Here is a 24,390-nt window from a genome sequence, read left to right on the forward strand (position 1 = left end):
AGTTTTTTTTACTTTTGCACACCGAAATTTAGGTTTCGGAGTGTGTAAATTTCTGGATGGTATTCAGAAATGACATGTCCTGAGGGTTTCGCAAAGGAAAAACGGTAAAAAACAAATTCAGAGAGTGAAGATGTTTTCGCTCTTTTTTTTTGAGAGATTCGAAAGAAAAACAAGAAACATTTGTTTCAAATATTTATTTTATTAATAGACGCGCTGGATAAAAGATATCTAATCGTCTTAAAATTAACAAATATGTCTGGGTTAATAGGAAGAAAAGTAGGAATGACCAGCTTATTCGACGAGAACGGGAAGAATATTCCTTGTACTGTAATCGAAGCAGGTCCTTGCGTTGTTACCCAAGTCAGAACCGAAGAGGTTGACGGCTATAACGCGTTACAGCTTGGTTTCGATGACAAAAAAGCAAAAAGCTCTAATAAAGCTTTAGATGGACACTTTAAAAAAGCTGGTACATCTGCTAAAAGAAAAGTCATTGAGTTCCAAGGATTCGAAGGTGAGTACAAATTAGGTGACTCAATTACTGTTGAACACTTTGCTGAAGGAGAATTCGTTGATGTATCAGGAGTTTCTAAAGGTAAAGGTTTTCAAGGTGTTGTTAAACGTCATGGTTTTGCCGGAGTTGGACAAGCAACTCACGGTCAACATAACCGTTTAAGAGCTCCAGGTTCAATTGGTGCAGCATCTTACCCTGCAAGAGTATTCAAAGGAATGCGTATGGCAGGTCGTATGGGTGGAGACAAAGTAAAAGTTCAAAATTTAAGAGTTTTAAAAGTGGTTGCAGATAAGAATCTTATCGTTGTAAAAGGAGCAATTCCTGGTCACAAAAATTCTTATGTAACTATCGAGAAATAATGAAAGTAGCAGTATTAGATATTACAGGAAAAGATACTGGTAGAAAAGTTGAACTTTCTAACGAGGTATTCGGAATTGAGCCAAATGATCATGCAATTTATTTAGATGTAAAGCAGTATTTGGCTAATCAAAGACAAGGTACTCATAAATCGAAAGAAAGAGCTGAGATTACTGGTAGTACAAGAAAGATAAAAAAACAAAAAGGAACTGGTACAGCTCGTGCAGGTAGTATCAAGTCTGGTGTTTTTAGAGGTGGTGGACGTATGTTTGGTCCAAGACCAAGAAACTATTCTTTTAAGTTAAATAAAAACTTAAAGCGTTTAGCACGTAAATCAGCTTTAAGTATTCAAGCAAAAGAAAACAATTTAGTAGTTGTAGAAGACTTCAATTTTGAAGCTCCAAGAACTAAAGAGTTTATCAATGTATTAAAAGCTTTAGAATTAGACGCTAAAAAGTCTTTATTTGTTTTAGGTGAAGAAAGTAAGAATGTTTACTTATCATCTCGTAACTTAAAAGGTTCTAAAGTAGTAGATGCTTCAGGTATTAACACATACAGCGTTTTAAACGCTAGTAAAGTAGTTATTTCTGAAAGCTCTCTAGAAGGAATTGAGTCTAATTTAAGTAAATAGGGAACAAGATGAGTATTTTAATTAAACCTATTATTACAGAAAAAGCTACAAATGATAGCGAGTTAAATAACCGTTATACATTTGTTGTAAAGAAGAAAGCTAACAAATTAGAAATCAAAGGAGCTGTTGAAGCTACTTATGGTGTAGCGATTGAATCTGTAAAAACAATGAACTATCCTATTCAAAGAAAAACTAAATACACTAAAAAAGGTTTAGTAACAGGGATAACAAGTGGATATAAGAAAGCAATCGTTCAGTTAGCTGAAGGAGAAACTATTGATTTTTATAACAATCTTTAAGAAAAGACAGAATGTCAGTTAGAAAATTAAAACCAATAACACCAGGTCAGCGTTTTAGAGTTGTAAATGGGTTCGACACCATTACTACTGATAAGCCGGAGAAATCATTATTAGCTCCGAAAAAACGATCTGGAGGTCGAAACAATCAGGGTAGAATGACTACACGTAATATAGGTGGAGGTCATAAACAAAAATACCGTATTATCGATTTCAAAAGAGATAAGCAAGGTATTCCTGCAACAGTAAAAACTATCGAATACGACCCAAATCGTACTGCATTTATTGCATTAGTTAGTTACGCTGATGGTGAAAAACGTTATGTAATTGCACAGAACGGATTAAAAGTAGGTCAAACAATCGTTTCAGGAAAAGAAGCAACTCCAGAAGTTGGAAATGCTATGTATTTAAATGATATTCCATTAGGTACAACAATTTCTTGTATAGAATTACATCCAGGTCAAGGAGCTGTTATGGCTCGTTCTGCAGGTTCTTTTGCACAATTAATGGCTAGAGAAGGTAAGTATGCAACTGTAAAATTACCTTCAGGAGAAACGAGATTAATCTTGTTAACCTGTATGGCAACAATAGGTGTCGTATCTAATTCTGATCACCAATTATTAGTATCTGGAAAAGCAGGTAGAAGTAGATGGTTAGGTAGAAGACCAAGAACAAATGCTGTACGTATGAACCCAGTTGATCACCCAATGGGTGGTGGTGAAGGACGTTCGTCTGGAGGACACCCAAGATCAAGAAACGGTATTCCAGCAAAAGGTTATAAGACTAGATCTAAGACCAAAGCTAGTAATAAGTATATTATAGAACGTAGAAAGAAATAATAAACCATGGCAAGATCATTAAAAAAAGGACCTTACGTTCACTATAAGTTAGAGAAAAAAGTGTTAGCTAACGTAGAAGCAGGTAGTAAATCAGTTATTAAAACTTGGTCAAGAGCAAGTATGATTACTCCAGATTTCGTTGGACAAACAATTGCAGTTCACAACGGACGTCAGTTTGTACCAGTTTACGTTACTGAAAACATGGTAGGTCATAAATTAGGCGAATTTTCACCAACACGTTCTTTTAGAGGACACGCAGGTGCAAAAAATAAAGGTAAAAAATAGTAGGAAATTATGGGAAGTCGTAAACATAACATGGCAACACAGTTAAAAGAAGCTAAAAAGTCTAGAGCTTTCGCTAAATTAACTAATTGTCCTACATCACCAAGAAAAATGCGCTTGGTAGCAGATTTAGTAAGAGGAGTAGAAGTAGAAAGAGCTTTACAAATCTTAAAATTCAGTTCAAAAGAAGCATCTCGTAACTTAGAAAAGCTATTGTTATCAGCTATTGCTAACTGGCAAGCTAAAAATGAAGATGCAAGTATCGAAGATGCTGGATTATACGTTAAATCAATTTGTGTTGATAGCGCAGGTATGTTAAAAAGGTTAAGACCAGCTCCACAAGGTCGTGCACATAGAATTCGTAAGCGTTCTAATCACGTAACTTTAGAGTTAGGAACTAAAAATAACAGTAATTAATCAAAGTAGAAATGGGACAAAAGACAAATCCAATAGGAAATCGTTTAGGAATTATCAGAGGATGGGAATCTAACTGGTATGGTGGAAATGACTACGGAGATAAGATTGCTGAAGATGATAAGATAAGAAAGTATATCAATGCTCGTTTATCTAAAGCAAGTGTTTCTCGTGTAATTATCGAGCGTACTTTAAAACTTGTAACCGTTACTATCACCACTGCACGTCCAGGTATCATTATTGGTAAAGGAGGTCAAGAGGTAGACAAGTTAAAAGAAGAGCTTAAGAAAATTACAGGTAAAGAAGTTCAAATTAATATTTTCGAAATTAAGCGTCCAGAATTAGATGCTAAATTGGTTGCAGCTAGTGTTGCACGTCAAATAGAAAATAGAATTTCTTACAAGAGAGCTACAAAAATGGCTATCGCTGCTGCAATGAGAATGAATGCAGAAGGAATCAAAGTGCAATTATCAGGTCGTTTAAACGGGGCTGAAATGGCACGTTCTGAACATTACAAAGAAGGAAGAATTCCTCTTTCTACCTTCAGGGCAGATATCGATTATGCACTTGTTGAAGCACATACTACATACGGAAGAATCGGTGTGAAGGTATGGATTATGAAAGGTGAGGTTTATGGAAAACGTGAATTATCTCCATTAGTTGGACTATCTAAGCAAAAAGGTAGTGGAAACAAAGGTGGTGGCAAACGTCAACCTCGCAGAAGAAAATAATTTTTAAAAGAAATTAACAATGTTACAGCCAAAAAGAGTAAAATACCGTAAGGTACAGAAGGCGAAAGGAAATATGAAAGGTAACTCTGGTAGAGGAACTGAACTTTCTAACGGAATGTTTGGTATCAAATCTTTAGACCAGAACTTACTTACCTCTCGTCAAATTGAGGCAGCTCGTATTGCGGCAACTCGTTATATGAAAAGAGAGGGGCAACTTTGGATTAAAATTTTCCCAGATAAACCTATCACTAAGAAACCATTAGAGGTACGTATGGGTAAAGGTAAAGGTGCACCTGACCATTTTGTAGCTGTTGTAAAACCAGGTAGAATTTTGTTTGAAGTTGGCGGAGTACCAATGGAAGTAGCAAAAGAAGCTTTACGTTTAGCAGCACAAAAACTTCCTGTAAAAACGAAGTTTGTGATAGCAAGAGATTTTGATTATAACGCTTAATTCTAATTAGATCATGAAACAATCAGAAATTAAAGAATTATCAACAGCTGACTTACAAGAAAAGCTAGGAGCGTTGAAGAAAAATTATACTGATCTTAAGATGGCTCATGCCATAACTCCACTGGAAAACCCATTAGAGTTACGTAGCTTAAGAAAAACTGTAGCAAGAATTGCTACAGAGTTAACTAAAAGAGAATTACAATAATTCTAGTCAGTTTTAAAGATGGAAAAAAGAAATCTTAGAAAAGAGAGAATCGGTGTAGTATCTAGTAACAAGATGGAGAAATCTATCGTTGTAAACGAGGTAAAAAGAGTAAAGCACCCAATGTACGGAAAGTTCGTATTAAAGACTAAGAAGTACGTTGCACATGACGAGAATAACGATTGCAACGAAGGTGATACTGTAAGGATCATGGAAACACGTCCTATGAGTAAATCTAAACGTTGGAGATTAGTAGAAATCCTAGAAAGAGCTAAATAATATGTTACAGACAGAATCAAGATTAAAAGTCGCAGATAACACTGGAGCAAAAGAAGTTTTAGTGATTAGAGTTTTAGGAGGAACAAAAAAGCGTTACGCTAGCGTTGGAGATAAAATTGTAGTATCAGTAAAATCTGCAACTCCAAACGGAACTGTAAAGAAAGGTCAAGTATCTCGTGCAGTTGTTGTTCGCACTAAGAAAGAAGTTAGACGTAAAGACGGATCATATATCAGATTTGATGACAATGCTTGTGTACTTTTAAACCCTAATGAGGAAATGAGAGGAACACGTGTATTTGGACCTGTGGCTCGTGAATTACGTGAGAAACAATTTATGAAAATAGTATCATTAGCACCTGAGGTGTTATAAAATCAGATTTTAAAATGAAAAAATTTAAAATTAAATCAGGAGATACTGTTAAAGTTATAGCAGGAGATCACAAAGGATCTGAAGGAAAGGTTTTACAAATCCTAAAAGATAAGGACAGAGTACTTGTAGAAGGTGTTAATATGGTATCTAAACACACTAAACCAAGTGCTGCAAATCCACAAGGAGGAATTGTAAAGAAAGAAGCTCCATTACACATATCAAACATTGCTTTAGTCGAAAACGGTGAAGCAGTAAGAGTAGGATATAAAGTAGAAGGAGATAAGAAAGTAAGAATTTCAAAAAAATCAGATAAAGCAATATAACAATGAGTTACGTACCAAGATTAAAAGAAGAGTACAAGAGCAGAGTTATCAAAGCTCTTACTGATGAATTTGGTTATAGCAATGTAATGCAAGTACCTAAATTACAAAAAATCGTTGTAAGTAAAGGTGTTGGTGCAGCTATAGCAGATAAGAAATTAATAGAATATGCTATTGATGAGTTAACTACAATTACAGGTCAAAAAGCAGTATCTACAATCTCTAAAAAAGACGTTGCAAACTTCAAATTACGTAAAGGAATGCCAATTGGTGCAAAAGTTACGTTAAGAGGAGATAAAATGTACGAATTTTTAGATAGATTAGTTACAGCTTCTTTACCACGTGTAAGAGACTTTAACGGAATCAAAGCAAATGGTTTTGATGGTAGAGGTAATTACAATTTAGGAATTACTGAACAAATCATCTACCCAGAGATTAATATTGATCAAGTGAAAAAAATTAGTGGAATGGATATTACTTTTGTAACATCTGCAAACACTGATAAAGAAGCTAAATCATTATTAGGAGAATTAGGATTACCATTTAAAAAGAATTAATAAGATGGCTAAAGAATCAATGAAAGCGCGTGAGCGCAAAAGAGCTAAAGTGGTCGCTAAATATGCTGAAAAGAGAAAAGCTTTAAAAGAAGCTGGAGACTATGAAGGATTACAAAAGTTACCAAAAAACGCATCACCAATTAGAATGCACAATCGTTGTAAACTAACTGGACGTCCTAAAGGATACATGCGTCAGTTCGGAATTTCACGTGTAACTTTTCGTGAAATGGCTAACCAAGGATTAATTCCAGGAGTAAAGAAAGCAAGCTGGTAAAAATAGCTCTTTAAATAAAATGTAAAGGTGTACAATAAAAAATTGTACACCTTTTTTGTATTGTATAGAGTTGTAATAAGTATATCTTTTAGATTTAATATGCTTGTTAAAACGTAATATTTTGATACTAAAAATGATAATGATTAAAAAGGTTTGATTTTTAAAAAGTTTATGTATATTTGCACACTGTTTTTGTAAGGTAAATTATGCCTTGTAAGTAAATACTTATTGTAGTATAATGCTTATGAGATTTTCCCTTAAAAACTAAAAATAAGTATTAACTGGTTTCAGGTTTAGTAATTATAATTATTAGGTAAGCTAAAATTACTAAAAACCAAAACCGCAATTTAATTAACTATGTATACAGATCCAATTGCGGATTTTCTTACTCGTGTGAGAAATGCTATTGCAGCAAATCACAGAGTAGTTGAAATTCCTGCTTCAAAGTTGAAGAAGGAAATGACGAAAATTTTGTTCGATCAAGGTTACATTTTAAGTTATCAATTTAATGATGATAAAGTTCAAGGAACTATCAAGATAGCTTTAAAATATGACCGTGATACGAAAGAATCAGTAATCAGAAAGATTCAAAGAATTTCAACACCAGGTTTACGTAGATACGTTGGCGCAAAAGAAATGCCAAGAGTATTAAACGGATTAGGTATTGCTATTGTTTCTACATCTAGAGGTGTGATGACAAATAAAAAAGCAAGACTAGAGAACGTTGGTGGTGAAGTATTATGTTACGTTTACTAAAAAAACATTTTGTAAGATGAGTAGAATAGGAAAAAATCCAATCGCATTGCCACAAGGTGTTGAAGTAAAAGTAGACGGAAATGTGGTTACAGTAAAAGGTAAATTAGGAGAGTTAACTCAAGAAATTCAATCTGGTATTACTGTAAAAGTAGAAGATGGTACAATCACTTTAGAGAGGCCATCAGAAAGTAAAGACCATCGTGCTGCACACGGTTTATATCGTGCTTTAATCAATAATATGGTTGAAGGAGTTAGTAAAGGTTTTTCTAAAGAGTTAGAGTTAGTAGGTGTTGGTTATAGAGCATCTAACCAAGGTCAAAAATTAGAGTTAGCCTTAGGTTTCTCTCATAACATTGTTTTAGATTTAGCTCCAGAAGTTAAGGTTGAGACGGTATCTGAAAAAGGTAAGAATCCAATCGTAAAATTAACTTCACATGACAAACAGTTAGTAGGTCAAGTTGCAGCAAAAATTCGTTCATTCCGTAGGCCAGAGCCTTACAAAGGAAAAGGAATTAAGTTTGTAGGAGAAGTATTAAGAAGAAAAGCAGGTAAATCTGCATAATAAATAAGAGAAATTATTATGGCATTATCAAAGCTTGAAAGAAGACAACGAATTAAGTATAGAATTAGAAAAATAGTTACTGGTACAGCTGCTAAACCTAGGTTATCAGTATTTAGAAGTAACAAAGAAATCTATGCTCAGTTAATCGATGACGTTGCTGGTGTAACATTAGCATCTGCATCATCAAGAGATAAAGAAATTACATCTGGTTCTAAAGCAGAGACAGCTACAGCTGTAGGAAAAGCTATTGCTGAAAAAGCTGTTAAAGCTGGTGTTGATACTGTTGCTTTTGATCGTAACGGATATTTATATCACGGTAGAGTTAAAGTATTAGCAGACGCTGCAAGAGAAGCTGGTTTAAAATTTTAAGAAATTATATTATGTTAGGATATAAAAACGTAGAAAGAGTAAAACCAAGCGGATTAGAGCTTGTAGATAAATTAGTAGGTGTACAACGTGTTACCAAAGTAACTAAAGGAGGTAGAGCATTTGGTTTCTCTGCAATCGTAGTAGTAGGAGATGGTAACGGTGTTGTAGGTCATGGATTAGGGAAGTCTAAAGATGTATCTTCTGCAATTGCAAAAGCAGTGGAAGATGCAAAGAAAAATTTAGTACGTATTCCTATTTTAGACGGAACATTACCTCACGAACAAAAAGGTAAATTTGGTGGAGCAAAAGTTTATATTAAACCAGCTTCTCATGGTACTGGAGTTATTGCCGGTGGTGCTGTACGTTTAGTATTAGAAGCTGTTGGTATTAAAGACGTATTATCAAAGTCTCAAGGATCATCAAACCCTCATAATGTAGTAAAAGCAACTTTTGATGCTTTATTACAATTGCGTAGTGCTTCAACTATTGCTAAGCAAAGAGGTATATCTTTAGAGAAAGTTTTTAACGGTTAAAATTTAAGACGATGAGTAAAATTAGAGTTACACAAGTAAAAAGTCAAATCGGTCGCCTTAAAAATCAAAAAAGAACGTTAGAGGCGTTAGGTTTACGTAAAATGAACCAAACTGTAGAACATGATGCATCAGCTACAATTTTGGGAATGGTAAGTAAAGTTTCACACTTAGTTTCTGTAGAGGAAATTAAATAAGACAATATAAAGATGAGTTTACATAACTTAAAACCAGCAACAGGATCTACAAAAAGCGGTAAAAGAATCGCTCGTGGAGAAGGTTCTGGACACGGAGGTACCTCTACAAGAGGACACAAAGGAGCTAAATCTCGTTCTGGTTATTCTCGTAAAATAGGATTTGAAGGAGGACAAATGCCACTTCAAAGACGTGTGCCTAAATTTGGATTCACTAACATTAATCGTAAAGAGTATGTTGGTGTTAATTTAGACAAATTACAATCATTAGTAGATAACGGAAAGATAACAGATACAGTTAATTTAGATGTTTTAGTAGAAAACAGATTAGCTCGTAAAAACGACTTAGTAAAGATATTAGGTGGTGGAGAGTTAAAAGCTAAATTAAATATAAATGTACATAAATTTACAGCATCAGCTAAAGCTGCTATTGAAGCAGCAGGAGGTGAAGCAGTAACATTATAAGAATTGTAAATGATGAATTTTATAAATACTTTAAAAGACATTTGGAAGATTGAAGAGTTAAAAGAGAAATTACTTTTAACCTTGGGTTTAATCGCTGTATATCGTTTTATGGCAGCAGTTCCATTACCAGGAATTGATCCCACTCAGTTATCAGCATTAAAAGACAGCACTGACGGTGGACTTTTAGGTTTATTAAACGCATTTACAGGTGGGGCATTTGCTAGAGCGTCAGTTATGGCACTTGGTATAATGCCTTATATTTCTGCATCTATTGTAGTTCAGTTAATGGGTATTGCTGTACCATATTTACAAAAATTACAAAAAGATGGAGAAAGTGGACGTAAGAAGATTACGCAAATAACAAGATGGCTTACGATTGCTATTACGTTGTTTCAGGCACCAACCTATATTGGAGTAATTCAAAATCAAATGGGATTAGGGCCAGAAGCATTCTTAGTAACAGGAGCAACATTTTGGATATCATCAATTATTCTTTTAAGTGCAGGAACAATCTTTGCTATGTGGTTAGGAGAGCGTATTACAGACAAAGGAGTTGGTAATGGAATTTCATTATTAATTACTGTAGGTATTATCGCAAACTTCCCAGCGGCATTTATTCAAGAATTAGTTTCTAAGCAAACTGCAGGTGCTGGAGGGATTATGATGATTTTAATCGAATTAATAGTTTGGTTTGTGGTAATCTTGTTAACCGTATTATTAGTTACAGCAGTACGTAAAGTAGCCGTTCAATACGCTCGTCGTACAGCAGTTACAAATATTAAAGATGTTGATGGTGCAAGACAGTACATTCCATTAAAATTGAATGCAGCTGGTGTAATGCCAATTATTTTTGCACAAGCTATTATGTTTTTACCAATAGCATTAGGTCAAAAGTATCCAGCATTAAACAGTTTAACTGATATTAACGGTTTATGGTATAACGCTATATTTGCTTTATTAATTATTGTTTTTAGTTACTTTTATACAGCTATTACTATTCCAACGAATAAAATGGCAGAAGACTTAAAGAGAAGTAATGGTTTTGTTCCAGGGTATAAACCAGGTGAAGAAACAGCAAACTTTTTAGATTCAGTATTGTCCAAAATCACATTACCAGGATCTATATTTTTAGCAGCTTTATCTATTTTACCAGCAATCATTGTGAAGTTTGGAGTTACTCAAAACTGGGCAATGTTTTACGGAGGAACATCTTTAATCATTATGGTAGGAGTTGCGATAGACACTATACAGCAAATTAACTCGTATTTATTAAACAGTCGTTATGATGGTTTAATGAAAACAGGTAACAGTAACAGAAAATCATTAAAATAATATGGCTAAGCAACCAGCAATTCAACAAGACGGAACTATTACTGAAGCATTATCAAATGCAATGTTTCGAGTAGAATTAGAGAACGGACATATTGTTACGGCTCACATTTCAGGGAAAATGCGTATGCATTATATCAAACTTTTACCAGGAGATAAGGTGAAGTTAGAAATGAGTCCGTATGATTTATCAAAAGCAAGAATTACTTACAGATATTAAAAACACACACTGATGAAAGTAAGAGCATCATTAAAGAAAAGAAGTGCCGACTGCAAAATTGTACGCAGAAAAGGCAGATTATATGTAATTAACAAAAAGAATCCTAGATTTAAACAAAGACAAGGGTAGTTATGGCAAGAATCGCAGGTATAGATATTCCAAAGAATAAAAGAGGTGTTATCGCTTTAACTTACATCTTTGGTATAGGAAAAAGTAGAGCTAAAGAGATTTTAGCTACTGCTAAAATAGATGAAAGTATCAAAGTTCAAGACTGGACTGATGATCAAATTGCAGCAATTCGTGAGCAAGTTGGAACTTACACTATAGAAGGTGAGTTACGTTCTGAGGTTCAATTAAGCATTAAGCGTTTAATGGATATCGGATGTCAAAGAGGTATTCGTCACAGACTTGGTTTACCATTACGTGGACAAAGAACAAAGAATAACTCTCGTACAAGAAAAGGTAAGAGAAAAACTGTAGCTAACAAGAAAAAATAATCATTGATTATTTTTTACTAATAGTAAAGAATTATGGCAAAGTCTAAAGTAACAAAAAAACGTAAAGTTGTAATAGAATCAGTTGGTGAAGCACACGTAACTGCATCTTTCAACAATATTATTATTTCTTTAACAAACAAAAAAGGTGACGTTATTTCTTGGTCATCTGCAGGGAAAATGGGCTTCAGAGGTTCTAAAAAGAACACTCCCTATGCAGCTCAATTAGCAGCAGAAGATTGTGCAAACGTTGCAAAAGAAGCAGGTTTACGTAAAGTAAAAGTGTATGTTAAAGGACCAGGTAACGGTAGAGAATCTGCAATCAGATCTATCCACAATTCAGGTATCGAGGTAACAGAAATTATTGATGTTACTCCAATCCCTCACAATGGATGTCGTCCACCTAAAAGACGTAGAGTATAAGTTGAATTTATTTTCAACTTATATTTTATTAGCGTACTTTCGTGCGCGAAAAATAAAATTTTAAAACTAAGTAGGAATACGATTATCGAAGGAGTAAGCCTTAATTCATAATCCCTACTAAACTAATTAGAAATGGCAAGATATACAGGACCAAAAACTAAAATTGCTCGTAAATTTGGCGAAGCAATTTTCGGAGACGACAAAAACTTCGAAAAAAGAAATTACCCTCCAGGACAACACGGTGTTGGTAAACGTAGAGGAAAAAAATCTGAATATGCTATCCAATTAATGGAGAAGCAGAAAGCTAAATATATGTATGGTATATTAGAGCGTCAGTTCCGTAATTTATTTAAAAAAGCATCATCTTCTCAAGGAGTAACTGGTGAAATCTTATTACAGTTATGTGAATCTCGTTTAGATAATGTTGTTTACCGTTTAGGTATTTCACCATCTCGTAGTGGAGCTCGTCAATTAGTTTCTCACCGTCATATTACTGTTAATGGAGATATCGTAAACATCCCATCTTACAGTTTAAGAGAAGGAGATGTTGTTGCTGTAAGAGAGAAATCTAAATCTTTAGAAGCTATTGAAAATTCATTAGCATCTAACAGCAATGTTTATGAGTGGTTATCTTGGAATGCTGATCAAAAATCTGGAACTTTTATTAAAGTACCAGAAAGATTACAAATTCCTGAGAATATCAAAGAGCAGTTAATCGTAGAATTATACTCTAAGTAATAAATTAATAATATTGGTATTCAGCCAAAGGGTTTATTCGTATTTCTTCACACTTATAAACCGCGCAACTGAATAACAATTAAAACGAAGAAAAATTAATATGGCAATTTTAAACTTTCAAAAACCTGATAAAGTAATAATGATTGAATCTACTGATTTTTCAGGAAGATTCGAGTTTAGACCTCTTGAACCAGGTTTTGGATTAACAGTTGGTAATGCCTTAAGGAGAGTATTGTTATCTTCATTAGAAGGATTTGCTATTACATCATTACGCATTGATGGAGTTGATCATGAGTTTTCTACAATCAAAGGAGTAGTAGAAGATGTAACTGAAATTATCTTAAACTTAAAACAAGTACGTTTTAAGAAACAGATTGAAGAATCTGATAGAGAAACAGTTTCTATAGCAATTTCAGGACAAGACCAACTAACCGCTGGAGACTTACAAAAATTTATCTCAGGTTTCCAAGTATTAAATCCAGATTTAGTACTTTGTAACATGGATAAATCAGTAGCATTTAATGCTGAAATTACCATTGAAAAAGGTAGAGGTTTTGTACCAGCAGAAGAAAATAAAAGAGCTGGTGCACCTTTAGGAACTATTTTTACAGATTCTATCTACACTCCTATAAAGAATGTAAAATATGCTGTTGAAAATTTCCGTGTAGAGCAAAAGACCGATTATGAAAAATTAGTTTTCGACATCGATACTGATGGTTCTATCAATCCTAAAGATGCCTTAACAGAAGCAGCTAAGATTTTAATTCACCACTTTATGTTATTCTCTGATGAGCGTATCACTTTAGAGGCTGATGAAATTGCACAAACTGAAACATATGATGAAGAATCATTACATATGCGTCAGTTATTAAAGACGAAATTAGTTGATATGGATTTATCAGTTCGTGCTTTAAATTGTTTAAAAGCTGCAGAAGTAGATACTTTAGGAGACTTAGTATCATTCAACAAAAGCGATTTAATGAAGTTCAGAAACTTTGGTAAAAAATCATTAACTGAATTAGATGAGTTAGTGGCTAACAAAGGTTTAAGTTTCGGAATGGATTTAAGCAAATATAAATTAGATAAAGATTAACCTTTCATAGTTTGCTCCCCTAAAATAGGGTTGTAGCAAGATGAAAGCTAAAACCAAATGTCATGAGACACGGAAAGAAATTTAATCACTTAGGAAGAAAAACAGCGCACAGAAAAGCAATGTTATCTAACATGGCTTGTTCTTTAATAGAGCACAAGCGTATCAATACTACAGAAGCTAAAGCGAAAGCTTTACGTAAGTTTGTTGAACCTTTAATTACAAAATCAAAAGAAGATACAACACACAACCGTCGTGTAGTATTTAGTTATTTACGTGATAAGTTTGCTGTTACAGAGTTGTTCAAAGAAATCTCTGTAAAAGTTGCAGACAGACCAGGAGGGTATGTACGTATAATCAAATTAGGAAACCGTCAAGGAGATAACGCTCCTATGGCAATGGTAGAATTAGTTGATTATAACGAGTTATACAATCCAAAAGGTAACAAAGCTAAAAAGAATACTCGTCGTAGCCGTAGAGGTGGAGCGAAGAAAACTGAAACAGCTGCTGTTGAAACTCAAACATCACAAGAAGAAGAATAAAAATGAAAATTTTTATAAATTATATCAAAGGGATAAACATTTAATGTTTGTCCCTTTTTTTATATATTTTTGCTAACAAATTACACAACACACTAAATGAAATATCAAACACGTAAAAAAGCATTAGTTCTATTAGCTGACGGAACTATTTTCTACGGTAAATCTATAGGAATAGAAGGAACCGCAACAGGAGAAATTTGTTTTAATACAGGTATGACAGGATACCAAGAAATTTTTACAGACCCTTCCTATTTTGGGCAATTAATGGTTACCACTAACGCTCACATAGGTAACTATGGAATTAATAAGGAAGAAGTAGAATCGGACGGGATTAAGATTTCAGGATTAATCTGTCGTAATTTTAGTTTTACACATTCTAGAGTAGATTCTGACGGGAACTTATTTGATTGGTTCAAGAAATATAATTTAGTAGCTATTTCAGATGTTGATACTCGAGCGTTAGTATCTTATATTAGAGATAATGGAGCAATGAATGCAATTATCTCTACAGAAGTAGATAAGATTGATGAGTTAAAGAAGCAGTTAGCTAATATTCCAAACATGGAAGGTTTAGAGTTAGCTTCAAAAGTGTCAACTAAAGAACCTTACTTTGTAGGAGATGAGAATGCACCCATAAAAATATCAGCTTTAGATATTGGTATTAAGAAAAATATATTAAGAAATTTCGCAAAAAGAGGTGCTTATATAAAAGTGTATCCATACAATGCAAGTTTTGAGGAAATGAGCGATTTCAAACCAGACGGGTATTTTATTTCTAATGGACCAGGAGACCCTGAACCTTTAAAAGAAGCTCAAAAAATAGCAAAAGAAATTATAGAGAAAGATTTACCGTTGTTCGGAATTTGTCTAGGTCATCAAGTAATTGCATTAGCTAATGGAATTTCAACGTATAAGATGCATAACGGTCACCGAGGAATTAATCACCCAGTAAAAAACTTACTTACTGGAAAAGGAGAGATAACTTCTCAAAATCATGGTTTTGCTATTAATAGAGAAGAAACAGAAGCACATCCAGATGTAGAAATTACACATGTACACTTAAACGATAATACAGTTGCTGGTATTAGAATGAAATCTAAAAATGTTTTTTCTGTACAATACCACCCAGAAGCTAGTCCTGGACCTCATGATGCAGAGTACTTATTTGACCAGTTTATCGAAAATATCAACAAAGTAAAAGCTTAAAAAATAAAAATATATAGAGATTCCCGTGAATTAAAATTTACGGGAATCTATAATTAAAATAAATTTCATACCACTCTTAGCTTTGTTAAAGAGTAAAAAATAAACACTATGAGTATTATAATCAACATCCACGCGCGTCAAATTTTTGATTCAAGAGGTAATCCAACTATAGAAGTAGACGTAACTACAGAAAATGGAATTGTAGGTAGAGCAGCTGTACCATCAGGAGCATCTACAGGAGAGCATGAAGCAGTAGAGCTGCGTGATGGAGGAGCTAACTATATGGGTAAAGGAGTGTTAAAAGCTGTTGAAAATGTAAACACTGTGATAGCTCAAGAATTATTAGGGGTATCGGTTTTTGAACAAAACATGATCGATCAACTTATGATTGATTTAGATGGAACTCCTAACAAATCAGTTTTAGGAGCCAATGCTATTTTAGGTGTTTCTTTAGCAGCAGCAAAAGCAGCAGCCAATGAATTAGGATTACCATTATATCGTTATGTAGGTGGAGTTTCAGCAAACACGTTACCAGTTCCTATGATGAATATCATCAATGGAGGCTCTCATTCAGATGCACCTATTGCGTTTCAAGAGTTTATGGTAATGCCTGTAAAAGCGAAAAACTTTACAGAAGCAATGCAAGTAGGATCTGAAATTTTTCACAACTTAAAGAAAGTATTGCATGACCGCAATTTATCTACAGCAGTAGGAGATGAAGGAGGTTTTGCTCCTACTTTAGAAGGAACAGAAGACGCTATTGAAACAATTGCTTTAGCTACTAAAAACGCTGGATACAAATTTGGAGAGGAAGTAATGATTGCATTAGATTGTGCTTCTGCAGAATTTTATGTAGACGGCAAATATGATTATACTAAGTTTGAAGGAGAAAAAGGGGAAGTTCGTACAAGTAAAGAACAAGCTGATTATTTAGCAGAGTTATGTGAAAAATACCCTATTATTTCTATTGAAGATGGAATGGATGAAAATGATTGGGATGGATGGAAGTATTTAACAGAAAAAGTAGGAAACAAAGTTCAGTTAGTAGGAGACGATTTATTTGTAACAAACGTTGAGCGTTTATCTAGAGGAATAGAAAATAGTATTGCTAATTCAATTTTAATTAAGGTAAACCAAATAGGTACATTAACAGAAACAATTGCAGCTGTGAATATGGCACACAATGCAGGATATACCTCTGTAATGAGTCACCGTTCTGGAGAAACTGAAGATAATACGATTGCTGATTTAGCTGTGGCGTTAAACTGTGGACAAATTAAAACAGGTTCAGCTTCGCGTTCAGATCGTATGGCTAAATACAATCAGTTATTACGTATTGAAGAGCAATTAGCTGATACAGCTTATTATCCACAAGAAAAAGCATTTAAAGTAAAATAAATCTTTTGATATAAACTTTAAAACTCGTACTTAAGTACGAGTTTTTTTAATTATAAAAAGGTGTCTTTTTTGATAAAAAGAGAGGTATAAAAAATATAAATTTAGCTACTATGAAAAAGATATTATTATTGTCTTTTATTTTACTTACAATAACTTTATTTTCTCAAGAAAAGCGAACACAGCGTGTTTGGAGAGTAAATTTCTTAAATCCAGGTATTGAATACGAAATGCCTATTGGAAATAATTCAACCCTTTCTATAGGAGCAGGAATAGGATATAGTGGTAGTTACCCACACTCTTCTACTTCTGATGTAGATACAGGACTAGTATACGCTATTAACCCTTTTTTAGATGTACAGCACAAATGGTTTTATAATTTTGAGAAACGTAAAATAAAAGAGTTGAATATAACCAACAATTCAGGAAATTTTGTGTCAGCTCGTATGTTAACAAGGGGGAAAACTCTTTTTGGAGATGATATAGTAACCAAAAGTTTAGACTTTGCAGTAGGTCCTACTTGGGGTATTCAACGTAAATATGGTAAAAACTTCCACTTGTTATTTGATATGGGACCAATTTATTATTTTGATGTAGATGGAGGTCATGGTCTTTTTCCTTTTACGTTTCAACTAAACCTAGGGTTTGATTTGTAAAATATAAAATGTGGAAACAACAACCTTGCTAGTTTTTAGTAAGGTTGTTGTTTAAAAACTAAAAAAATACTTTTATGGAAAATAAATTGCTTGCTTTACTTGTAATGTTGTTTATTAGCGCATTTTCAAATGCTCAAATAAGTATTTATGATGCAGTACAAACAGGAAAAGAAATTGCTAAAGATGAAAAGAAACCCAATGAGTTACCTCCAAAACTTATACAAACAGCTGAGTTAGGTATGTCATTACCAACTAAAATTAACTATGATTTTATTGATGGAGATTTTACAGGAAAAGAATTAAAAAGGCGTTTATCGTTTGATTTGTTTTATAATATTGGTTATCCAATTTTAAAGAAACTTACTTTAGGTGCTGTGGCTGGTGTGCAACATCAATCACAAGGGAGTATTACAGCATTAAAATTAGGAGGAAGTTTACGTTATTATTTAAAAAATTATGAAGGAGTAAACTTTTATTTATTGATAACAAGGGGTTTTGGTATTTCTAGTAATGTAAAAAATGAAGCAGGGAACGGAAATATGCGATTAGGAATTCAGTTCCCTATTAAAGAATTAACAGATTTTGATAATTTTCGTGTCGTTTTTAATATTTTTTTAGACCATGATTCTTATGAGTTAAAAGAACCTTTAATAAACAGCGAAACACCAGATGATATTGTTTATAGGAGAGGCTATGGTTTAGCAATAGGTTTACAGTTTTAATTGTTTTTTATATAAATAAAGTAACATGCTTTGAAAAGAATTATGAAGAAGATTAAGAAAAATCAAATCAAGGCTAAGTAGTAAAAAAAATAAAAAACAAAGGCTGCCTTGTATTATAAGACAGCCTTTGAAATTAAATTCAATTCGTTATATATTTATTTTGTTATTTGTTTTTAATTTAAGTTTAAGAATTCATTTTCTGAAATTTCTCCTGTATAAATTTTATGTAATTCTTCTAGGTGAGCAACAATAGTTTCATGTTGACTTTGTTCCATAGACGCTGGTTTCTTTAATTCTGATTTTAACCTACCACCTACAACATAATAATCATAGTAGTAAAAAAAGTTATTATCAAAACTTCTGTTGCTATAAGTTCCATTATCACCTAATAAATATCCTAATCTATATGCAGATCTTCTTTGTGCAGCACTACCATGAGAGCTTCCTATTGGTCCAGCTAAAGTTTGTGAAAAGCTATAAGCGCTAGCAGCTGTATTCCAGTTGCTAGTATACTTTTTTCGAATAAAATAACCTCCAAATCCATCAGCTTCTAATTCGGTAGCACTAACATGGTTAGAACTAGGTATTGTATAATCTCTAAATTGTACCTGATGTGCCATTTCATGCGCAGCAACATATGCAATGGCAGCATTACCATAGTTTGAAGCACTTGCCAATAATTCTTCACCCCATACTACATAACCATTAGGATAAGATAGCGCATTAAAGGTTCCATTCCCACCTGCTAAATACAAAGGTACGTTACCCATACCAAAAAAATTAGCAGCATTGCTGTGTTGTGTTTTTAAAAAATTGGTAGTAGATTGATTAACTATATATTCAGCCCAATAAGAGTTAGGACCAAAACCATCAACAGTATAACACTCAGCGTTGTTAACTTCTAATATACTTGGTGAGCTAACACCTGTAGGCGCGTTATCGTTTGTTAAATTACTTTCTTCTTGAGTACACTGTACAGTAAGAAAAGAGATAGATAATAAGGCAATAATAAATTTAAATTTTTTCATTGTGAAAGGTTTTTTTTTGAATTGAATTTATTTTTCTTAAAAGTATATACTTATTTATAAATAGCAAAATAATAACACTTTTTTTACAATGTTATTTGCTTACGTGTAGAAACTTTAAAGAAACGCCAGTTTTCTATTTTAAATATTATTATTTTTTATCAAGGAAAAATTCATGTAGTTAAGAGTACGAAAACCATCATATTAAATTTATTTTCAAAAAAAATAAAAATAAAAGAAATCAGATAAAGCTAATTCTGTAAAGAAAACTTACTTTTTTCTATATAAAACATTATATTACAGATAAGCGTGGTTTTAGCTTTTTAAAGCTTATTTAATATAAAATAAGCTGATTTTTTTATATTAAAAATCTATTATCAGAGGCTTTTAAAATAATTCAAAAAATGGTATCTTCGCAACTCACTTCAATCATAAAAATTTTAGTAAGAAAATGTCAGATATAGCAAAATTACAAATTGGCGAAAACACATATGAGTTTCCTTTAGTAAAAGGGACTGAAAATGAAACTGCAATTGATATCAAAACCTTAAGAGGAGCCACGGGTGGTGTTATAACAATTGATCCAGGGTATAAAAATACAGGTTCATGCCAAAGTGCTATAACATTTTTGAATGGAGAAGAGGGGGTTTTAAGATACCGAGGATATTCAATTGAAGAACTAGCTGAAAAAGCAGACTTTTTAGAAGTAGCCTATGCTTTAATTTTTGGGGAGTTACCAACTAAAGAACAACTAGATAAATTCTATGGAGATATCTTGGATGAAGCTATTGTAGATGATGATATTAAAAAGATTATTGACGCTTTTCCAAAGAATGCCCATCCAATGGGAGTATTATCATCATTAACATCTGCCTTAACTGCATTTAATCCATCTTCTGTAAACGTTGACTCAGAAGAAGAAATGTATAAAGCGATTGTTAAAATAATGGGGAAATTCCCAGTCTTAGTGGCTTGGACTTTACGTAAGAAAAAAGGACTACCATTAAACTACGGATCTCGTAAGTTAGGTTATGTTGAAAATATTTTAACGATGATGTTTCAAAAACCAAACGATGAGTATGAACTAAATCCAATTGTAAAAGATGCATTAGATAAATTATTAATCTTACATGCCGATCATGAGCAAAACTGTTCTACATCTACAGTACGTATTGTAGGGTCATCACATGCTGGATTATTTGCATCGTTATCAGCAGGTATTTCTGCTTTATGGGGACCTTTACATGGAGGAGCAAACCAAGCTGTACTTGAAATGTTAGAAGCTATTAAAGAAGATGGAGGAGATACTAAAAAGTACATGGCAAAGGCGAAAGACAAAAATGATCCCTTCCGTTTAATGGGATTCGGACACCGTGTTTATAAAAACTTCGATCCGAGAGCAAGAATTATTAAAAAAGCTGCTGATGAAGTATTAGACAACTTAGGTGTTGAAGATCCAATTTTAGACATAGCAAAAGGATTAGAGCAAGAGGCATTAAATGACCCATATTTTGTAGAGAGAAAATTATATCCAAATGTAGATTTCTATTCAGGGATTATTTATAGAGCTATGGGAATTCCTGTAGAAATGTTTACAGTTATGTTTGCTTTAGGACGTTTACCAGGATGGATAGCACAATGGAGAGAAATGCGTTTAAATAAAGAACCAATTGGTCGTCCACGTCAAGTTTACGTTGGAGAAAACTCAAGGAAGTTCGTAGAATTAGACAAGAGATAAAATATTTTAAAAAGTGTCATTTAATTATACTAAATGACACTTTTTAATTAACATAAAGGATGATGAAAGAAATTAAAATTATCAAAAATAGGTCAGATATCGGAGCAGGAACACGTGGTTCTGATATGGGGGTGGATGCTATTGAAATAGCCGCGATTAATAAAAAAAGCAATTACTTTGATTCGTTCGATTTTGAAGATGTAATCACAGAAAATGAATCTATTTATAATAAAGTAAATAATTCATTTGCTAAACGAATAGATAGTGTTTTTAATCAATGTAAACGCTTAAGTAACCACGTAAAAGTAAATCTACAAGAAGGAAAGTTTCCCATAGTTATTTCTGGAGACCACTCTTCTGCATTAGGAACTATTAGTGGTGTCAAAGCGGCTTATCCAACGCAAAGAGTTGGAGTAATTTGGATAGATGCTCATGGAGATTTACACTCACCTTATACTTCGCCATCAGGTAACATTCATGGTATGCCATTAGCAGCAGTGATTGCAGATGATAATTTAGATAGTCAAATTAACGACGTTGATAGAGAGACCTCTGAATTATGGGAACGTATGAAAAATATTGGTACTCTTGGACAAAAAGTAGCGCCAGAAGATATTGTATTCTTTGGAGTTCGTGATACAGAAGAACCAGAAGATAAACAAATAGAAAAGTATGGAATTAAAAACTATATGGTTGAAGAGGTTAGATATAGAGGACTAGAAGTTTGCGTAAATGAAGCCCTAGATAAACTATCTGATTGTGATGTAATTTATGTGTCGTTTGATGTAGACGCTATGGATTGTGATATGATTTCTTACGGAACAGGAACACCTGTACCAAAAGGATTTGACCAGTATGAAATAATTAATATTATAAACGGATTATTGGCAAGTAACAAAATTGCTTGTATAGAGTTTGTAGAAGTTAACCCGTTATTAGATTTAAGAGGTAATAAAATGGCCGAAACGGCTTTTGAAGTTCTTGAAGAAGTAACAAAAAAAATTAAGAGTTTATAAAACTCAAAAAAATATTTATAAAAACGAGCCTGATTAGGCTCGTTTTTTTCTTTTTATTAAGGTTGTTAGGAAAAATAAACCTTTATATTTGCCTTAGTAAACTTTAGGAGTAGCTAGTTCACTAGTTTGAGAAACATCCTTAGAACCTGATATGGTTAACACCAGCGTAGGGAAAAGTTGTAATAATTACGTTCATATCGTCGTGTTTTGTATAAAGGCGTTGAACATCTTCTACAGTTTACTTTAAATAAGTTTTTATATGATAAGCATAAAAGTAAACGATACTCAAAAAAAAATTTCCAAAACACTTTCATTACAAGAGTTAGTTAATGAACTTCAAGTTCAAACGAATGGTATTGCTATAGCAATTAATAATAATGTGGTAAAAAGGGAAGAGTGGACTTCATGCATACTCCAAAATAATGATGCTATTTTAATCATTAAATCTACACAAGGAGGATAATTTTTTCAGTAAACAAAAAATTACAGCAATAAACAAACAACCCTAAAATGAAGAAAAAAGATACTGCACCAAAACAAAATGGAGTAACAAGACAGTCATTTCCAAATTCAAAAAAAATATATGTCCAAGGAAAGATTCATCCGCAGATAAACGTAGCAATGCGTGAAATTGAATTAAGCGATACGGTGGATTCAATGACTAAAAAAAGAACACCTAACGAACCAGTAACAGTGTATGACACTTCAGGACCTTACACTGACCCAACTAAAGAAATTAATATTCATAAAGGGTTAGAGCGTATTCGTGAACAATGGATTATAGACAGAGAAGATGTAGAAGAGTTAACTGAATTTACTTCTGAATATTGTAATGAACGATTGAATGATAAAAATTTAAATCATTTACGATTCAATTTAAAAAGTAAACCTAAAAGAGCTAAAAAAGGACATAATGTAACACAATTACACTATGCAAAAAAAGGAATAATTACTCCAGAGATGGAGTATGTTGCCATTCGTGAAAATCAGCGAATAGATGAAATGACACGTTTGTCAGAACAACACCCAGGACAAGATTTTGGAGCGAGTATTCCTACTAAAATCACACCAGAGTTTGTAAGAGAAGAAGTAGCTAGAGGTCGTGCAGTAATTCCTTCCAACATAAACCACCCAGAAGCAGAACCTATGATTTTGGGACGTAATTTCTTAGTGAAAATTAATGCAAATATTGGTAATTCAGCAACAACATCTTCAATAGAAGAAGAGGTTGAAAAGGCAGTATGGGCATGTCGTTGGGGAGCAGATAATATAATGGATTTATCTACAGGGAAAAACATTCATGAAACCCGTGAATGGATTATCCGTAATTCACCAGTACCCGTAGGAACAGTTCCTATATACCAAGCCTTAGAAAAAGTAAATGGAGTGGCTGAAGATTTAACTTGGGAAGTATTTAGAGACACTTTAATAGAACAAGCCGAACAAGGAGTAGATTACTTTACCATTCATGCAGGAGTTCGTTTGCGTTATGTGCCAATGACGGCAAAACGTATTACAGGAATTGTGTCAAGAGGAGGTTCTATCATGGCAAAATGGTGTTTAGCACATCATAAAGAAAGCTTTTTATATACCCATTTTGAAGAGATTTGTGAAATTATGAAAGCTTATGATGTAGCTTTTTCATTAGGAGATGGTCTACGTCCAGGTTGTATCGCCGATGCAAATGACGAAGCACAGTTTGCAGAATTAGAAACCTTAGGTGAGTTGACAAAAGTAGCTCGTAAGCATGAAGTACAATGTTTTATTGAAGGACCAGGCCATGTACCAATGCATATGATTAAAGCTAATATGGATAAGCAATTAGAAGCATGTGATGAAGCACCGTTTTATACCTTGGGACCTTTAACAACTGATATCGCACCAGGATACGATCATATTACTTCAGGAATTGGAGCAGCTATGATTGGATGGTTTGGTTGTGCTATGTTGTGTTATGTAACACCTAAAGAACATTTAGGTTTACCAAATAAAGAAGATGTACGTACAGGGGTGGTTACTTATAAATTAGCAGCGCATGCAGCTGATTTAGCAAAAGGACATCCAGGAGCGCAACATAGAGATGATGCGTTGAGTAAAGCACGTTTTGAATTCCGTTGGGAAGACCAATTTAATTTAGGATTAGATCCAGAATTAGCAAGAGAGTATCACGATGAAACATTACCTGCTGAAGGAGCAAAAATTGCACATTTTTGTTCTATGTGTGGTCCAAAATTCTGTTCTATGAAAATTTCTCAAGAAGTGCGTGATTTTGCAGCAGAGAATAGAGTAGAAGGAGATGAAGTCTTTGTAAAAGGAATGGAGGAGAAATCAAAAGAATTTAAAGATAAAGGATCAGAGGTATATCTGTAAAATCTAAACTTAGAATTATGAATTACGAGTTGACAA

37 protein-coding genes and 1 riboswitch are annotated in these 24,390 nt (G+C 33.3%); of the genes, 36 read left to right on the forward strand and 1 reads right to left on the reverse strand.

From position 1 onward, the window contains the following. Window positions 1-252: 252 nt before the first annotated feature. The 32 genes from rplC (at window position 253) to ACKTSW_RS11905 (ending at window position 18,205) form a co-directional block, all read left to right on the forward strand. Window positions 253-870 (forward strand): 50S ribosomal protein L3, encoded by a 618-nt coding sequence (rplC, locus tag ACKTSW_RS11750; protein WP_303506792.1) that lies wholly within the window; start codon window positions 253-255, stop codon window positions 868-870. Next, complete coding sequence (gene rplD, locus ACKTSW_RS11755; protein ID WP_408025453.1) at window positions 870-1,499, forward strand: 50S ribosomal protein L4; 630 nt, start codon at window positions 870-872, stop codon at window positions 1,497-1,499. The genes rplC and rplD overlap by 1 nt, the downstream gene beginning before the upstream one ends. Window positions 1,500-1,507: 8 nt before the next feature. Next, on the forward strand, window positions 1,508-1,798 hold the full coding sequence (rplW, locus tag ACKTSW_RS11760) for a 50S ribosomal protein L23 (RefSeq protein ID WP_408025454.1): 291 nt from the start codon (window positions 1,508-1,510) through the stop codon (window positions 1,796-1,798). 11 nt (window positions 1,799-1,809) lie between these two features. Continuing rightward, window positions 1,810-2,634, forward strand: a complete 825-nt coding sequence (gene rplB / locus ACKTSW_RS11765) for a 50S ribosomal protein L2 (protein ID WP_408025455.1) — start codon at window positions 1,810-1,812, stop codon at window positions 2,632-2,634. 6 nt (window positions 2,635-2,640) lie between these two features. Beyond that, window positions 2,641-2,919 (forward strand): 30S ribosomal protein S19, encoded by a 279-nt coding sequence (gene rpsS, locus ACKTSW_RS11770; RefSeq protein ID WP_028890729.1) that lies wholly within the window; start codon window positions 2,641-2,643, stop codon window positions 2,917-2,919. Window positions 2,920-2,928: 9 nt separating this feature from the next. Further along, on the forward strand, window positions 2,929-3,333 hold the full coding sequence (rplV, locus tag ACKTSW_RS11775) for a 50S ribosomal protein L22 (protein WP_408025456.1): 405 nt from the start codon (window positions 2,929-2,931) through the stop codon (window positions 3,331-3,333). Window positions 3,334-3,344: 11 nt separating this feature from the next. Beyond that, window positions 3,345-4,061: a 30S ribosomal protein S3 gene (rpsC, locus tag ACKTSW_RS11780; RefSeq protein WP_408025457.1), complete on the forward strand. Its 717-nt coding sequence runs from the start codon at window positions 3,345-3,347 to the stop codon at window positions 4,059-4,061. A gap of 19 nt (window positions 4,062-4,080) precedes the next feature. Continuing rightward, complete coding sequence (rplP, locus tag ACKTSW_RS11785; protein ID WP_133534561.1) at window positions 4,081-4,512, forward strand: 50S ribosomal protein L16; 432 nt, start codon at window positions 4,081-4,083, stop codon at window positions 4,510-4,512. Between the two features lie 13 nt (window positions 4,513-4,525). Then, window positions 4,526-4,717 (forward strand): 50S ribosomal protein L29, encoded by a 192-nt coding sequence (gene rpmC, locus ACKTSW_RS11790; protein WP_028890733.1) that lies wholly within the window; start codon window positions 4,526-4,528, stop codon window positions 4,715-4,717. Between the two features lie 18 nt (window positions 4,718-4,735). Next, window positions 4,736-4,993 (forward strand): 30S ribosomal protein S17, encoded by a 258-nt coding sequence (gene rpsQ, locus ACKTSW_RS11795; protein ID WP_099215304.1) that lies wholly within the window; start codon window positions 4,736-4,738, stop codon window positions 4,991-4,993. A 1-nt stretch (window position 4,994) separates the two neighbouring features. Continuing rightward, window positions 4,995-5,363 carry a 50S ribosomal protein L14 gene (rplN, locus tag ACKTSW_RS11800; protein WP_408025458.1) on the forward strand — a complete coding sequence of 123 codons (369 nt, stop codon included), beginning with the start codon at window positions 4,995-4,997 and terminating at the stop codon, window positions 5,361-5,363. Between the two features lie 14 nt (window positions 5,364-5,377). Beyond that, the gene (gene rplX, locus ACKTSW_RS11805) at window positions 5,378-5,686 is read left to right on the forward strand and encodes a 50S ribosomal protein L24 (RefSeq protein ID WP_408025459.1); all 309 of its coding nucleotides are present in this window, start codon (window positions 5,378-5,380) and stop codon (window positions 5,684-5,686) included. A 2-nt stretch (window positions 5,687-5,688) separates the two neighbouring features. Next, on the forward strand, window positions 5,689-6,240 hold the full coding sequence (rplE, locus tag ACKTSW_RS11810) for a 50S ribosomal protein L5 (protein ID WP_028890737.1): 552 nt from the start codon (window positions 5,689-5,691) through the stop codon (window positions 6,238-6,240). A 4-nt stretch (window positions 6,241-6,244) separates the two neighbouring features. After that, window positions 6,245-6,514 (forward strand): 30S ribosomal protein S14, encoded by a 270-nt coding sequence (gene rpsN, locus ACKTSW_RS11815; RefSeq protein WP_408025460.1) that lies wholly within the window; start codon window positions 6,245-6,247, stop codon window positions 6,512-6,514. 357 nt (window positions 6,515-6,871) lie between these two features. Then, complete coding sequence (gene rpsH / locus ACKTSW_RS11820; protein WP_408025461.1) at window positions 6,872-7,270, forward strand: 30S ribosomal protein S8; 399 nt, start codon at window positions 6,872-6,874, stop codon at window positions 7,268-7,270. Window positions 7,271-7,286: 16 nt separating this feature from the next. Next, window positions 7,287-7,832, forward strand: coding sequence for a 50S ribosomal protein L6 (rplF, locus tag ACKTSW_RS11825; protein ID WP_408025462.1), 546 nt, complete (start codon window positions 7,287-7,289; stop codon window positions 7,830-7,832). Window positions 7,833-7,850: 18 nt separating this feature from the next. After that, window positions 7,851-8,201: a 50S ribosomal protein L18 gene (gene rplR / locus ACKTSW_RS11830; protein WP_408025463.1), complete on the forward strand. Its 351-nt coding sequence runs from the start codon at window positions 7,851-7,853 to the stop codon at window positions 8,199-8,201. Window positions 8,202-8,209: 8 nt separating this feature from the next. Continuing rightward, on the forward strand, window positions 8,210-8,734 hold the full coding sequence (rpsE, locus tag ACKTSW_RS11835) for a 30S ribosomal protein S5 (protein ID WP_408025508.1): 525 nt from the start codon (window positions 8,210-8,212) through the stop codon (window positions 8,732-8,734). Window positions 8,735-8,745: 11 nt separating this feature from the next. Then, complete coding sequence (gene rpmD / locus ACKTSW_RS11840; protein WP_115900438.1) at window positions 8,746-8,928, forward strand: 50S ribosomal protein L30; 183 nt, start codon at window positions 8,746-8,748, stop codon at window positions 8,926-8,928. A gap of 12 nt (window positions 8,929-8,940) precedes the next feature. After that, window positions 8,941-9,390 carry a 50S ribosomal protein L15 gene (rplO, locus tag ACKTSW_RS11845; protein WP_408025464.1) on the forward strand — a complete coding sequence of 150 codons (450 nt, stop codon included), beginning with the start codon at window positions 8,941-8,943 and terminating at the stop codon, window positions 9,388-9,390. A 12-nt stretch (window positions 9,391-9,402) separates the two neighbouring features. Further along, window positions 9,403-10,722 (forward strand): preprotein translocase subunit SecY, encoded by a 1,320-nt coding sequence (gene secY / locus ACKTSW_RS11850; RefSeq protein ID WP_408025509.1) that lies wholly within the window; start codon window positions 9,403-9,405, stop codon window positions 10,720-10,722. A gap of 1 nt (window position 10,723) precedes the next feature. Further along, window positions 10,724-10,939 carry a translation initiation factor IF-1 gene (infA, locus tag ACKTSW_RS11855; protein WP_024740627.1) on the forward strand — a complete coding sequence of 72 codons (216 nt, stop codon included), beginning with the start codon at window positions 10,724-10,726 and terminating at the stop codon, window positions 10,937-10,939. A gap of 12 nt (window positions 10,940-10,951) precedes the next feature. Further along, on the forward strand, window positions 10,952-11,068 hold the full coding sequence (gene ykgO, locus ACKTSW_RS11860) for a type B 50S ribosomal protein L36 (RefSeq protein WP_010181906.1): 117 nt from the start codon (window positions 10,952-10,954) through the stop codon (window positions 11,066-11,068). 2 nt (window positions 11,069-11,070) lie between these two features. Then, window positions 11,071-11,436 carry a 30S ribosomal protein S13 gene (gene rpsM / locus ACKTSW_RS11865; protein WP_408025465.1) on the forward strand — a complete coding sequence of 122 codons (366 nt, stop codon included), beginning with the start codon at window positions 11,071-11,073 and terminating at the stop codon, window positions 11,434-11,436. 33 nt (window positions 11,437-11,469) lie between these two features. Further along, window positions 11,470-11,856: a 30S ribosomal protein S11 gene (rpsK, locus tag ACKTSW_RS11870; RefSeq protein ID WP_047789818.1), complete on the forward strand. Its 387-nt coding sequence runs from the start codon at window positions 11,470-11,472 to the stop codon at window positions 11,854-11,856. 132 nt (window positions 11,857-11,988) lie between these two features. Continuing rightward, window positions 11,989-12,594, forward strand: a complete 606-nt coding sequence (rpsD, locus tag ACKTSW_RS11875; RefSeq protein WP_408025466.1) for a 30S ribosomal protein S4 — start codon at window positions 11,989-11,991, stop codon at window positions 12,592-12,594. A 100-nt stretch (window positions 12,595-12,694) separates the two neighbouring features. After that, the gene (locus ACKTSW_RS11880) at window positions 12,695-13,687 is read left to right on the forward strand and encodes a DNA-directed RNA polymerase subunit alpha (protein ID WP_408025467.1); all 993 of its coding nucleotides are present in this window, start codon (window positions 12,695-12,697) and stop codon (window positions 13,685-13,687) included. 62 nt (window positions 13,688-13,749) lie between these two features. Then, window positions 13,750-14,226, forward strand: a complete 477-nt coding sequence (gene rplQ / locus ACKTSW_RS11885) for a 50S ribosomal protein L17 (RefSeq protein WP_408025468.1) — start codon at window positions 13,750-13,752, stop codon at window positions 14,224-14,226. Between the two features lie 96 nt (window positions 14,227-14,322). Beyond that, window positions 14,323-15,432, forward strand: a complete 1,110-nt coding sequence (carA, locus tag ACKTSW_RS11890) for a glutamine-hydrolyzing carbamoyl-phosphate synthase small subunit (RefSeq protein ID WP_408025469.1) — start codon at window positions 14,323-14,325, stop codon at window positions 15,430-15,432. 108 nt (window positions 15,433-15,540) lie between these two features. Further along, window positions 15,541-16,830, forward strand: coding sequence for a phosphopyruvate hydratase (gene eno / locus ACKTSW_RS11895; protein ID WP_408025470.1), 1,290 nt, complete (start codon window positions 15,541-15,543; stop codon window positions 16,828-16,830). Between the two features lie 110 nt (window positions 16,831-16,940). Further along, window positions 16,941-17,483, forward strand: coding sequence for a hypothetical protein (locus ACKTSW_RS11900; RefSeq protein ID WP_408025471.1), 543 nt, complete (start codon window positions 16,941-16,943; stop codon window positions 17,481-17,483). Between the two features lie 74 nt (window positions 17,484-17,557). Then, on the forward strand, window positions 17,558-18,205 hold the full coding sequence (locus ACKTSW_RS11905) for a hypothetical protein (protein WP_408025472.1): 648 nt from the start codon (window positions 17,558-17,560) through the stop codon (window positions 18,203-18,205). A 173-nt stretch (window positions 18,206-18,378) separates the two neighbouring features. On the opposite strand, the gene ACKTSW_RS11910 is transcribed toward ACKTSW_RS11905, so the two are convergent. Continuing rightward, complete coding sequence (locus ACKTSW_RS11910; RefSeq protein ID WP_408025473.1) at window positions 18,379-19,233, reverse strand: M48 family metalloprotease; 855 nt, start codon at window positions 19,231-19,233, stop codon at window positions 18,379-18,381. A 448-nt stretch (window positions 19,234-19,681) separates the two neighbouring features. Here ACKTSW_RS11910 and ACKTSW_RS11915 point away from each other — a divergent pair, with 448 nt between their 5' ends. From ACKTSW_RS11915 to thiC, 4 genes are all read left to right on the forward strand, one after another. Then, the gene (locus ACKTSW_RS11915; protein ID WP_408025474.1) at window positions 19,682-20,968 is read left to right on the forward strand and encodes a citrate synthase; all 1,287 of its coding nucleotides are present in this window, start codon (window positions 19,682-19,684) and stop codon (window positions 20,966-20,968) included. Between the two features lie 62 nt (window positions 20,969-21,030). After that, entirely contained in the window at window positions 21,031-21,984 is a 954-nt protein-coding gene (locus ACKTSW_RS11920) for an arginase (RefSeq protein ID WP_408025475.1), read from the forward strand. 95 nt (window positions 21,985-22,079) lie between these two features. Then, window positions 22,080-22,174: riboswitch (TPP riboswitch) on the forward strand. Between the two features lie 69 nt (window positions 22,175-22,243). Next, on the forward strand, window positions 22,244-22,447 hold the full coding sequence (gene thiS, locus ACKTSW_RS11925) for a sulfur carrier protein ThiS (RefSeq protein WP_408025476.1): 204 nt from the start codon (window positions 22,244-22,246) through the stop codon (window positions 22,445-22,447). A 47-nt stretch (window positions 22,448-22,494) separates the two neighbouring features. Next, on the forward strand, window positions 22,495-24,354 hold the full coding sequence (thiC, locus tag ACKTSW_RS11930; RefSeq protein ID WP_408025477.1) for a phosphomethylpyrimidine synthase ThiC: 1,860 nt from the start codon (window positions 22,495-22,497) through the stop codon (window positions 24,352-24,354). Window positions 24,355-24,390 lie beyond the last annotated feature (36 nt).

The organism is Tenacibaculum sediminilitoris (genome assembly GCF_964513795.1).
Lineage (GTDB): Bacteria > Bacteroidota > Bacteroidia > Flavobacteriales > Flavobacteriaceae > Polaribacter > Polaribacter sediminilitoris.

Coding starts and splice junctions, on each gene's coding strand:
- rplC (WP_303506792.1), top strand. CDS start 253: ATGTCTGGGTTAATAGGAAGAAAAGTAGGAATGACCAGCTTATTCGAC.
- rplD (WP_408025453.1), top strand. CDS start 870: ATGAAAGTAGCAGTATTAGATATTACAGGAAAAGATACTGGTAGAAAA.
- rplW (WP_408025454.1), top strand. CDS start 1,508: ATGAGTATTTTAATTAAACCTATTATTACAGAAAAAGCTACAAATGAT.
- rplB (WP_408025455.1), top strand. CDS start 1,810: ATGTCAGTTAGAAAATTAAAACCAATAACACCAGGTCAGCGTTTTAGA.
- rpsS (WP_028890729.1), top strand. CDS start 2,641: ATGGCAAGATCATTAAAAAAAGGACCTTACGTTCACTATAAGTTAGAG.
- rplV (WP_408025456.1), top strand. CDS start 2,929: ATGGGAAGTCGTAAACATAACATGGCAACACAGTTAAAAGAAGCTAAA.
- rpsC (WP_408025457.1), top strand. CDS start 3,345: ATGGGACAAAAGACAAATCCAATAGGAAATCGTTTAGGAATTATCAGA.
- rplP (WP_133534561.1), top strand. CDS start 4,081: ATGTTACAGCCAAAAAGAGTAAAATACCGTAAGGTACAGAAGGCGAAA.
- rpmC (WP_028890733.1), top strand. CDS start 4,526: ATGAAACAATCAGAAATTAAAGAATTATCAACAGCTGACTTACAAGAA.
- rpsQ (WP_099215304.1), top strand. CDS start 4,736: ATGGAAAAAAGAAATCTTAGAAAAGAGAGAATCGGTGTAGTATCTAGT.
- rplN (WP_408025458.1), top strand. CDS start 4,995: ATGTTACAGACAGAATCAAGATTAAAAGTCGCAGATAACACTGGAGCA.
- rplX (WP_408025459.1), top strand. CDS start 5,378: ATGAAAAAATTTAAAATTAAATCAGGAGATACTGTTAAAGTTATAGCA.
- rplE (WP_028890737.1), top strand. CDS start 5,689: ATGAGTTACGTACCAAGATTAAAAGAAGAGTACAAGAGCAGAGTTATC.
- rpsN (WP_408025460.1), top strand. CDS start 6,245: ATGGCTAAAGAATCAATGAAAGCGCGTGAGCGCAAAAGAGCTAAAGTG.
- rpsH (WP_408025461.1), top strand. CDS start 6,872: ATGTATACAGATCCAATTGCGGATTTTCTTACTCGTGTGAGAAATGCT.
- rplF (WP_408025462.1), top strand. CDS start 7,287: ATGAGTAGAATAGGAAAAAATCCAATCGCATTGCCACAAGGTGTTGAA.
- rplR (WP_408025463.1), top strand. CDS start 7,851: ATGGCATTATCAAAGCTTGAAAGAAGACAACGAATTAAGTATAGAATT.
- rpmD (WP_115900438.1), top strand. CDS start 8,746: ATGAGTAAAATTAGAGTTACACAAGTAAAAAGTCAAATCGGTCGCCTT.
- rplO (WP_408025464.1), top strand. CDS start 8,941: ATGAGTTTACATAACTTAAAACCAGCAACAGGATCTACAAAAAGCGGT.
- secY (WP_408025509.1), top strand. CDS start 9,403: ATGAATTTTATAAATACTTTAAAAGACATTTGGAAGATTGAAGAGTTA.
- infA (WP_024740627.1), top strand. CDS start 10,724: ATGGCTAAGCAACCAGCAATTCAACAAGACGGAACTATTACTGAAGCA.
- ykgO (WP_010181906.1), top strand. CDS start 10,952: ATGAAAGTAAGAGCATCATTAAAGAAAAGAAGTGCCGACTGCAAAATT.
- rpsM (WP_408025465.1), top strand. CDS start 11,071: ATGGCAAGAATCGCAGGTATAGATATTCCAAAGAATAAAAGAGGTGTT.
- rpsK (WP_047789818.1), top strand. CDS start 11,470: ATGGCAAAGTCTAAAGTAACAAAAAAACGTAAAGTTGTAATAGAATCA.
- rpsD (WP_408025466.1), top strand. CDS start 11,989: ATGGCAAGATATACAGGACCAAAAACTAAAATTGCTCGTAAATTTGGC.
- ACKTSW_RS11880 (WP_408025467.1), top strand. CDS start 12,695: ATGGCAATTTTAAACTTTCAAAAACCTGATAAAGTAATAATGATTGAA.
- rplQ (WP_408025468.1), top strand. CDS start 13,750: ATGAGACACGGAAAGAAATTTAATCACTTAGGAAGAAAAACAGCGCAC.
- carA (WP_408025469.1), top strand. CDS start 14,323: ATGAAATATCAAACACGTAAAAAAGCATTAGTTCTATTAGCTGACGGA.
- eno (WP_408025470.1), top strand. CDS start 15,541: ATGAGTATTATAATCAACATCCACGCGCGTCAAATTTTTGATTCAAGA.
- ACKTSW_RS11900 (WP_408025471.1), top strand. CDS start 16,941: ATGAAAAAGATATTATTATTGTCTTTTATTTTACTTACAATAACTTTA.
- ACKTSW_RS11905 (WP_408025472.1), top strand. CDS start 17,558: ATGGAAAATAAATTGCTTGCTTTACTTGTAATGTTGTTTATTAGCGCA.
- ACKTSW_RS11910 (WP_408025473.1), bottom strand. CDS start 19,233: ATGAAAAAATTTAAATTTATTATTGCCTTATTATCTATCTCTTTTCTT.
- ACKTSW_RS11915 (WP_408025474.1), top strand. CDS start 19,682: ATGTCAGATATAGCAAAATTACAAATTGGCGAAAACACATATGAGTTT.
- ACKTSW_RS11920 (WP_408025475.1), top strand. CDS start 21,031: ATGAAAGAAATTAAAATTATCAAAAATAGGTCAGATATCGGAGCAGGA.
- thiS (WP_408025476.1), top strand. CDS start 22,244: ATGATAAGCATAAAAGTAAACGATACTCAAAAAAAAATTTCCAAAACA.
- thiC (WP_408025477.1), top strand. CDS start 22,495: ATGAAGAAAAAAGATACTGCACCAAAACAAAATGGAGTAACAAGACAG.